Below are 8,213 nucleotides of genomic sequence, written 5' to 3' on the forward strand. Positions count from 1 at the left end.
CGCCAGGCGGCCTTTGCCCAGCTCATTCCCTACGGTCCGACCAACCTCAATGCCTTCAAGCTGATTCCGGAGAAGGTGGCCCGAAAGCTCGCCAGCCACCCTGACTACATGGCGAACAGCATTCCCGTTAACGGGCGGTGGTACGCCGAAGTCGGATCAGACGGCCAGACGAATATTCAGCGGCTCGTTCAGCGCTGGAACGAGTGGGTTCTTCAGTGAGTCCTCTATGAACTATAGGAGCGGCAAGACGACTAACTGACTACTATAATTCCCCCGTCAGTCGTGTTGCCGGAATGAACCGACCGCCGCCGGAACCGCTGTGTCTGGCGTCGCATGTGCTGAGATACGAAGATCACAAAAATGGGAGCAACAATTTTGGCCAGCAGCAGCGCGTGGCGCTTGCCGCGCGCTCATCGCCGATCCGCCGATCCTGCTGCTCGATGAGCCGCTCAGCGCGCTCGACCGCAATCTGGGCGCGAGCAGATGCAGGGCGAGATCAAGAGCCTCGCGGATCACTAAACCTCTCCCATTCTTCGGCAGATAGAGGTGAGTTGAGTAAGTAAAAAGCACGACGTAACTTGTCGATCAGGGAGAAGCAAAATTGCGGTTTTTTCCCGGTAGAGTGAAGAAGAGAGCAACGGCGTAGGCCGAATGAAGTTGCACGCCGCCAGGCTCTGTCTGGCCGTTTTTCCGACCGGCCCGCCAACTTGATTTAGAGGAACTGCACCGCAGCTGCCGCTGTAAGTCGACCCAGCGGTTTGTCTGCTGTGCCGCCTCCTCCTCCTCGTACACTTGTCATGTTTATTGGAAGACGGGGTGGAAATTAGCCATCTAAACCTTCGATGGTCGTGATATCGATTTTATATTTGCCAATTTCGAGCCTTCCACGCAATCCTAACTCCCAGAAATAAAAAGGAAATCGCCGCGTCATCAACTAGATCACGTGTGGGGCAAGAGCTTCGCATTATGGCTCTGGAGGGGCTGGAATTGCGGCGTGACCAGCGCTTGAAGGGAGGACAGAATGAATAAGTGGTCACTCAGTCGACGCACGCTCGTGAAAACGCTGCTGGCAGGATCGGCTACGCACTTCGGAATAAACTCAAGGGCTTTGGCCTCATCTTGCGACGATCACATCGTGCGTCTGGGCGGAATCGCCGCCCCCGACACGCTGAACCCCTTTGCCACCTGGAGCTCGTGGTGGCCGCTGGCCTTCACTTATGATTTTTTGGTCGGCTCGGACGCCCTGCGCTACCCCGATCGGAAGGGTTTTGCCAAGGAGTGGTCCGTTGCTGACGACCAACTGACGTGGACCTTTAAAATCTGGCCCGGCATGAAGTGGTCGGACGGCCAGCCCGCCACGGCCAGAGATGCTGCGTTCACCTATCAATATCTGCGCGGCTCCATAGGGACGCCCGACGAGCTGAACTCCGGCTACAACAATGCTAGAGGCTTCGATCTCGTGGACTCTATCACGGCCCCCGACGACGAGACTTTGCAAATCGTGACCAAGGTCCCCACCCGCTGGCCAATCGAGAAGGGGGTGATGGTCGTTCCCGAGCACATTTGGAAGGACGTCAGATACGCTGATTCGCGTGGCGCCTTCGGCAACGACGCACCGCTGGTGGGAACCGGGCCGATGATCGTTTCGGAGTTTCAGCAGGGTCAATTTGCTCGCCTCACGCCGAACCCGTATTTCCGCACGGGGCGGCTGGCGATCGCGGGCATGATTTTCAGCTTCTTCAACACGCCCGATTCGATCGCGCAGGGTCTGAAGAGCGGTGGCCTCGATTATGGCATTCACCTAACGACCGCCCAATGGGCAGACCTCTCTAAGGATCCAGGCATCCAGGTCGGTCAATCGCGTACCGAGCAGCGCAATTACCTGGCCTTCAACACTCTCTCCGGAAAGGGGGGAGGCAGCACCAAGGCGCTGCAGGATCCGGCGTTTCGTGATGCGATCGGTTATGCAATCGACCAAAAGGCCATTGTCGATCGAGCCTTCCGTGGGCAGGCCGACCCTGGAGTGGGCGCGATCGTGCCGATGGCGGCCGATATCTACTCGGACCTTAGCGACATCAAGCGTCACTTCGATCTCGCCGAGGGGGAGCGTCGGCTCAATGCCGCCGGCTATCGGGACACGAACGGCGACGGCATCCGCGAAGATAAGGAGGGAAACAGCTTTCAGCTCGAGCTGATCACCGGGACGGGGTCAGGTAACCTTGAGATACCAATCGCGGCCGTGCAGCTGATCACAGATTGGTTGGGAAAAATTGGCATTCCCGTATCGGTGACCCAGCTCGACTCCGGCTCGCTCGATGCCCGTACGGCAGCGCCGGAGAACGGCGGCGGAGGCTGGGATCTTATTGTTTCCAACAGCTGGCCATCTGTGATTCCTTATAACCTGCTCCGCTTTGCCGGTCGAAAGCAAATCGGTGTCGACAACACATCATACTGGTCAGATGAGGAATTTGACACGCTCCTGTCGGAGATCCAAGTGACCGTCGATATGAAGAAGATCCATGAGTTGGTCGATCGGGCGGCACGCCTTCTTTACACCAAAGCACCGTATATCATTCTGTGTTATCCCTACCTGCTCGAAGCCCATCGCAAGGACTGTTTCGAGGGCTGGGGCACGGACGGCATGCTGTCGACGGGCGGCTATTTTCCGCTCGATCGGCTGAGGGCCCTCTAAGATGCTTCCCGGTGGGCAGGGGGGCGGCGCAAGCCGATATCTCGGGCGAATTCTGCTTAGAGCGGTCGTAACGCTTCTAATGGTGGGGATCCTGAACTTCATCTTATTTCGAGTAATTCCAGGCGACCCCGCCAAACTGCTGCTGGCGGGGACGCGCGACGCCGTGACCGCTGAGCAGGTCGAAGCACAGCGCCAGCGGTGGGGCCTCGACCGGCCGCTGTTCCCGGACCAGATCCTCGACTACTTGTCGGCAACCCTCCAGGGGGACCTTGGCTATAGCTTCAAATTCAGAGGCAGGCGCGTAGCTGATTTGATTTTGGGGCGGCTTCCGGACACGCTCGCACTAGTGGGCGTGGCTCAACTATTTGCAATCGTTGGCGGAGTCATGCTCGGCATATACGCAGGCTGGCGCCGGGGCAGAGCCTTCGACCAAGTCGCCATGGGTGCCTCCCTGGCGCTCTATGCGACGCCAGGCTTCTGGCTCGGCATGGTTCTCGTGGTGGTTTTCAGCACAGGATTCGGCTGGCTCCCCGGCTATGGTGCCTATTCCCCCTCGCTCACGTCCGTGGGTCCCCTTGACTGGCTCGTCGACCGCATCCGGCATCTTGTTCTTCCGGCCTCCACGTTGGCATTGGGTCTTCTCGGGCAATACGTGCTGGTCGCTCGTGCCGCAATGAGCGACGTTGTCACGGAGGACTATATGGTGACCGCACGGGCCAAGGGACTGACCGGTTGCCAGATGCTGATGCGTCATTCCTTCCGCAACGCGATGCTGCCGGTCGTCACTTTGGTGACGCTCAATCTCGGCTACGTAGTGGCGGGTGCCATCACCGTCGAATCCGTATTCGCTTGGCCGGGGATTGGAGGGCTGACTGTCGAGGCGCTCAACGCACGCGATTACCCAGTCCTTCAAGGTATATTCCTGTTGCTCGGCGCGTCGATTGTTGTCGCGAACATCGTCGCCGACGCGACCTACGGCATTCTTGATCCGCGAGTCCGGCAATGAGCGAAAGTACTGTTCAATCGATCTGGAGCATCAAGGCGCTAGCGATTAAGGACTTTCTGAGCCAATTTCTTGCTCACACCGGGGCTCAGCTCGGCCTATTCGCGTTCGTGTTCTTCCTTATCTTGGCAGCGGCACCCGATACTATTGTGGGGCCGCTCGAAACCGCAGCCACCGCAACTGGCGATTTCCTCACTCCGCCCCAAAGGGAGCATCTGCTGGGGACAGACGACGTCGGCCGGGACGTCCTCAATCTGGTCGTTCATGGTGCCCGAATCTCGCTTACGATCGCGCTGGTAGCTACTGTGATCAGCCTTATCGTCGGAACTGCAATCGGCATAATATCTGGCTACTATGGTGGGAAGCTCGATGTTTGGCTGATGCGCTTGACGGATTTCTTTTTCGTCCTTCCCACTTTCGTGCTGGCTCTTGTCATCACCCCCGTGGTTTTGGAAGTAATTGGGCGTGGCGGAGATATCGTTGGTTTTCGTCCTTCTCTTTTCGTGATCATTCTGGTCATAGGCTTGACGAGCTGGGCTTTTGTTGCACGCGTCATTCGAAGCCAAGCGCTGTCACTGCGAGAACGGCAATTCGTTGAGCGCGCCAAGGTTGTTGGTACCAGCGATCTCAACATCATGGTGCGCCATCTGTTGCCGAACCTCGTGCCGCAAATCGCAGCCAATGGTGCCCTGGTGGTCGCCGGTGCGATCTATACCGAAACTGCTCTCTCATTTCTCGGGCTCGGTGATCCGTTCCAGCCCTCATGGGGCACGCTGCTGTCCTTCGCGCAGCGTGCCGGCGCCGCCAGCGCTGGGGCCTGGTGGTATCTCGGCGCACCTGGGCTGTGCGTGCTCACGGTTTCGCTTAGCTTCGTCCTGATTGGCAATGCGCTCGACGACATCTTTAATCCGCGCCGAAGGGTGATTCCATGACAGAATCCTCTCAAGGCACGACGTCGCTTCTCGATGTGGAGGGGCTCTCTGTCGACTATCGCCTCAAGAGCGTTTCATTGCGTGCGCTCGATGATGTGAGCTTCAGGGTCCGAGCTGGGGAGGCAGTTGCACTCGTCGGAGAATCGGGCAGTGGCAAGACAACGACCGCAATGGCGATCGCAGGGCTGCTATCGCCCAACGCGCAGGTCAGCGGGGGCCAGGTGCGCTATCGCGGCAATCGACTGCCAATCCAGGATGATGTTGCGATGCGCCCACATCGCTGGAGCGAAACGTCCGTTGTCTTCCAGGGCGCGATGAATGCGCTTAATCCCCTTCACCGCATCATCAAGCAAATCGCCGAGCCATGTATGCTGAAGCTCGGCAGGTCGCGTGGCGAGGCGATCGCGCGGGCAAGGGAGCTACTCGAACTCGTCGGCATTCCAGCAGATCGCGGCACCGCCTATCCCCACGAATTGTCAGGCGGTATGCGTCAAAGGGTGATGATTGCGATGGCGCTCGCATGTCGCCCCTCGATCATCATTGGCGATGAGCCCACCACGGCCCTGGACGTCATTACGCAGGCGCAGATCCTTAAGCTGCTAGGTGAGTTGCGATCACAACTCAACCTCGCCCTGATTTTGATTACCCACGACTTATCCGTGGTGGCTGAGTCTTGTGATCGCGTGATGATCATGTACGCCGGCCGCATCGTCGAGGATGGTACTGTCGCCGATATCTTCGCCGAACCCAAGCACCCCTATACCCGGCTGCTGATCGAATCGATCCCGAACCCAGTGAAGGGCAAACGGATGATTCGACCCATCCCCGGTGATCCCCCTAACTTGATGAACCGACCGTCAGGCTGCGCCTTTCATCCACGTTGCCCGTCGGCTATGGGGGTTTGCGCGACTGAAGTCCCGAGCCTTGATAAGTTCTTCGGGGGGAGACGTGTCGCCTGTCACCTTCACCGGTCCTTGACGGAAGAAGACAAGGTCGCATCTCATGCCTGACACCGCCGACATCCTGCGTCTGGAGAACCTGAAGGTCCATTTCCCGATCCATGGCGGACTGTTCGACCGTGTACTGGGCCGACCTGCCGGTGCCGTGCGCGCCGTCGACGGAATCGACCTCACCGTTAGGCGCGGCGAGATCGTAGCGCTGGTCGGAGAATCGGGAAGCGGCAAGACAACGGTGGGCCGCGTCATTACCAAGCTTGCCCAGCCAACAGGCGGCAGGTTGCTGTTCGACGACCGCGATATGACGTCAGTGCAAGGCTTCTCGACTTTGCGGTCTTACCGGCATCGCGTGCAAATGATTTTCCAAGACGCCTATCAGGCGCTCAATCCGCGACACACCGTGTTCGATGTTGTGGCGGAGCCGTTGCGGTCACTGCGGCTAGTCGAGAACCGCACCCAACTCACAGAGCGGATACGCGAAGCGCTTGCGGCGGCCGGCCTCAATCCTCCCGATGATTTCTTCGCCCGCTTCCCGCACGAGCTGTCTGGAGGGCAGCGGCAGCGGGTCGTGATTGCCGGAGCGCTTGCCGTGAAGCCGGAGCTCATCGTCGCCGATGAACCTGTCTCGATGCTCGATGTTTCGATACGCGCGCAGATTCTTCAGGTCCTTGTCGACCTGCGCGACAAGCACAATATGGCTCTGCTGTTCATCACCCATGACCTCCCGCTTGCCTGGCTGATCGCCGACCGGATTGCGGTCTTGTATCTTGGGCGGTTGGTCGAGATCGGCAGCGCTGACGAGATCACGTTCAACCCTCGTCATCCCTATACCGTCGCGCTGCGCAACTCCACGCCGCAGATTGGCGGCGATGCAGCTCGCAGCGAGTTGCCGACCCTCCAAGGCGAGGTTCCAAGCGCCGCGAACGTGCCGAGGGGCTGTCGTTTCCATCCGCGTTGCCCCCTGGCCTTTGACCACTGCAAAGAAGAGGAACCGCCAGCCGTCGAAGTTGGGCCGCAACACCGATCTGCGTGCTGGCTCACTGAGTAGAGGCTCACTCGGTGCTTATCAGACCCACTCAGCACCAGTGGATAATCCACCTCGATGTGCCTGTTTGCCGATGCGCGAAGAATGATCAGTGAATGTCCGGAGCTCCGAAGGCGCCACGCACATCTTCCGCGAATGTCGAGAAATCGTCTCCTCTAGACAATGTGTTGGAGTTCAAATGCGTTGTCGAGGGGATGGTGCTAGATATTTGATCCAGACTTTAATGGGCATCTTGTCATCCGAATCAAAGGATGCGCTATGGGGCAGGTTCTGCATGGGAGCGCCACGACGACAGAGGCGATCCGTCGAGCGACACAGCATAGTCAAGAGAGCCTGAGGACGCTGGCCAGCGCGACGGGATCAACCATAAGACCGTCGCGAAGTGGAAGAAGCAGATCTCGGTCGCCGATCGGCCGACCGGCCCTTGGAACCGCGATCGACGGAAGAGGCGATCATCGTCGCCTTCCGGCGCTACACTCTGCCGCCGCTCGATGACTGCCTCTATGCACTGCAGCCGACGACCATCGGCAGTGACGGCCAGGTCAGCCTTTAGGATATCCTTGTTGGCACGCACGAAATCGGCAACATGCCATGCATCTTCAAGTGCGACTCAATAGCCATGATCTGTGCGAAATGCTGGCCCTTGTTATCGCCGGCACCACGGGCAAAGAGCCGCCCTTCGCGTTGTCGATAGGGTCGGCCGGTTGCACGTCGTGATGCCCGTAAAGCAACACTGGCCTTACCTGGGGCCTTTTCCCATCGCGCCACAACCATGGATACCCCGCCGTCGGTACCAGGCTGGTTTCGAGCCCCATATCAGTTAGCATGTCGACCAGAAGGCGTACCTCTTGTTACTAGGCAATGTTACAAGCGCGCTAATTCGAAGAATGTGTTTAAACTCCTGCTCACGATTTGTTTTTGCGCGCCTCTCATGCTTCTGATTGACCGTCGGAACACTATCATTCTTGGGTCAGATCGCTTAGAGCGTTTCGCATTTAGGTTGACTTGTAGCCTGCGCTTTCGATGTAGTTGTTGCTTCGTTTGGGGTGACGTCGTCAAGGGTGTTGGCGATGGCGTTGTGTACGGGCCTCAACACTTCGTTTGGCGGCACGTCGCATGCAGTGCTTGAGCTTAGCGAACAGCTTCTCGATTGGATTGAGGTCTGGGCTGTAGGGCGGCAGGAAAAAGAGCCTTGCGCCAGCAGCCCTGACGAACGCTGACGCGTGTCGGCGAGATCGAGAGCAGGATTGCCGCGCATGATGCCTCGACATCGGAGCCATCACTTCTGTCGCCAATACACGTCGCCGCGCTCGCCGCCGATCTCAAGGCTGTGTGGGCGGCGCCGACGACGGATGCAAGGCTCAAGAAGCGCATCGTTCGCACCGTCATCCGGGAGGTGGTCGCCGATATCGATGACGAAGCGTCAGAGATCGTTCTTCTGATCCATTGGGTTGGCGGCGTCCATACTGAACTGCGCCTGCCGAAGCGGCGCCGTGGACAGCGCAACAGCACGTCCGGCGATATCATCGCGGCCGTCCGCCAACTGGTGCTCATCGCCAATGATGATCTGATTGCTGGCATCCTC

The 8,213-nt window shown here is 58.6% G+C and carries 5 protein-coding genes and 5 pseudogenes; 9 read left to right on the forward strand and 1 reads right to left on the reverse strand.

What is annotated here, in order from left to right; translation table 11 throughout:
• The 8 genes and pseudogenes from NKI72_RS33210 to NKI72_RS33245 form a co-directional block, all read left to right on the forward strand.
• Positions 1 to 219: pseudogene (locus tag NKI72_RS33210) on the forward strand (ABC transporter substrate-binding protein); the annotation flags it as partial.
• Positions 220 to 377: 158 nt separating this feature from the next.
• A pseudogene (locus NKI72_RS33215) lies at positions 378 to 507 on the forward strand (ATP-binding cassette domain-containing protein); the annotation flags it as partial.
• A gap of 514 nt (positions 508 to 1,021) precedes the next feature.
• On the forward strand, positions 1,022 to 2,692 hold the full coding sequence (locus NKI72_RS33220; RefSeq protein WP_352757231.1) for an ABC transporter substrate-binding protein: 1,671 nt from the start codon (positions 1,022 to 1,024) through the stop codon (positions 2,690 to 2,692).
• Between the two features lies 1 nt (position 2,693).
• A complete protein-coding gene (locus tag NKI72_RS33225) occupies positions 2,694 to 3,698 on the forward strand; it encodes an ABC transporter permease (protein ID WP_352757233.1) in 1,005 nt (334 codons plus the stop codon).
• A complete protein-coding gene (locus NKI72_RS33230) occupies positions 3,695 to 4,627 on the forward strand; it encodes an ABC transporter permease (RefSeq protein WP_352757235.1) in 933 nt (310 codons plus the stop codon). Before NKI72_RS33225 ends, NKI72_RS33230 begins: the two co-directional genes overlap by 4 nt.
• Positions 4,624 to 5,637, forward strand: a complete 1,014-nt coding sequence (locus NKI72_RS33235; protein ID WP_352757237.1) for an ABC transporter ATP-binding protein — start codon at positions 4,624 to 4,626, stop codon at positions 5,635 to 5,637. The genes NKI72_RS33230 and NKI72_RS33235 overlap by 4 nt, the downstream gene beginning before the upstream one ends.
• On the forward strand, positions 5,630 to 6,631 hold the full coding sequence (locus tag NKI72_RS33240; RefSeq protein WP_352757239.1) for an ABC transporter ATP-binding protein: 1,002 nt from the start codon (positions 5,630 to 5,632) through the stop codon (positions 6,629 to 6,631). Before NKI72_RS33235 ends, NKI72_RS33240 begins: the two co-directional genes overlap by 8 nt.
• Positions 6,632 to 6,886: 255 nt before the next feature.
• Positions 6,887 to 7,148: pseudogene (locus tag NKI72_RS33245) on the forward strand (IS481 family transposase); the annotation flags it as partial.
• 475 nt (positions 7,149 to 7,623) lie between these two features.
• Here NKI72_RS33245 and NKI72_RS35585 read toward each other — a convergent pair.
• Positions 7,624 to 7,839 (reverse strand): annotated as a pseudogene (locus NKI72_RS35585) (transposase); the annotation flags it as partial.
• Between the two features lie 119 nt (positions 7,840 to 7,958).
• Between NKI72_RS35585 and NKI72_RS33255 the strand changes: the two are divergent.
• A pseudogene (locus tag NKI72_RS33255) lies at positions 7,959 to 8,213 on the forward strand (recombinase family protein); the annotation flags it as partial.

The sequence above is a fragment of the Mesorhizobium sp. M0437 genome, assembly GCF_040321335.1.
In the GTDB taxonomy this organism is placed as follows: Bacteria; Pseudomonadota; Alphaproteobacteria; order Rhizobiales; family Rhizobiaceae; genus Mesorhizobium.

Bases quoted from the DNA above. Each gene is read 5' to 3' on its own strand.
- NKI72_RS33220 (WP_352757231.1), top strand. From the start codon at position 1,022: ATGAATAAGTGGTCACTCAGTCGACGCACGCTCGTGAAAACGCTGCTG.
- NKI72_RS33235 (WP_352757237.1), top strand. From the start codon at position 4,624: ATGACAGAATCCTCTCAAGGCACGACGTCGCTTCTCGATGTGGAGGGG.
- NKI72_RS33225 (WP_352757233.1), top strand. From the start codon at position 2,694: ATGCTTCCCGGTGGGCAGGGGGGCGGCGCAAGCCGATATCTCGGGCGA.
- NKI72_RS33230 (WP_352757235.1), top strand. From the start codon at position 3,695: ATGAGCGAAAGTACTGTTCAATCGATCTGGAGCATCAAGGCGCTAGCG.
- NKI72_RS33240 (WP_352757239.1), top strand. From the start codon at position 5,630: ATGCCTGACACCGCCGACATCCTGCGTCTGGAGAACCTGAAGGTCCAT.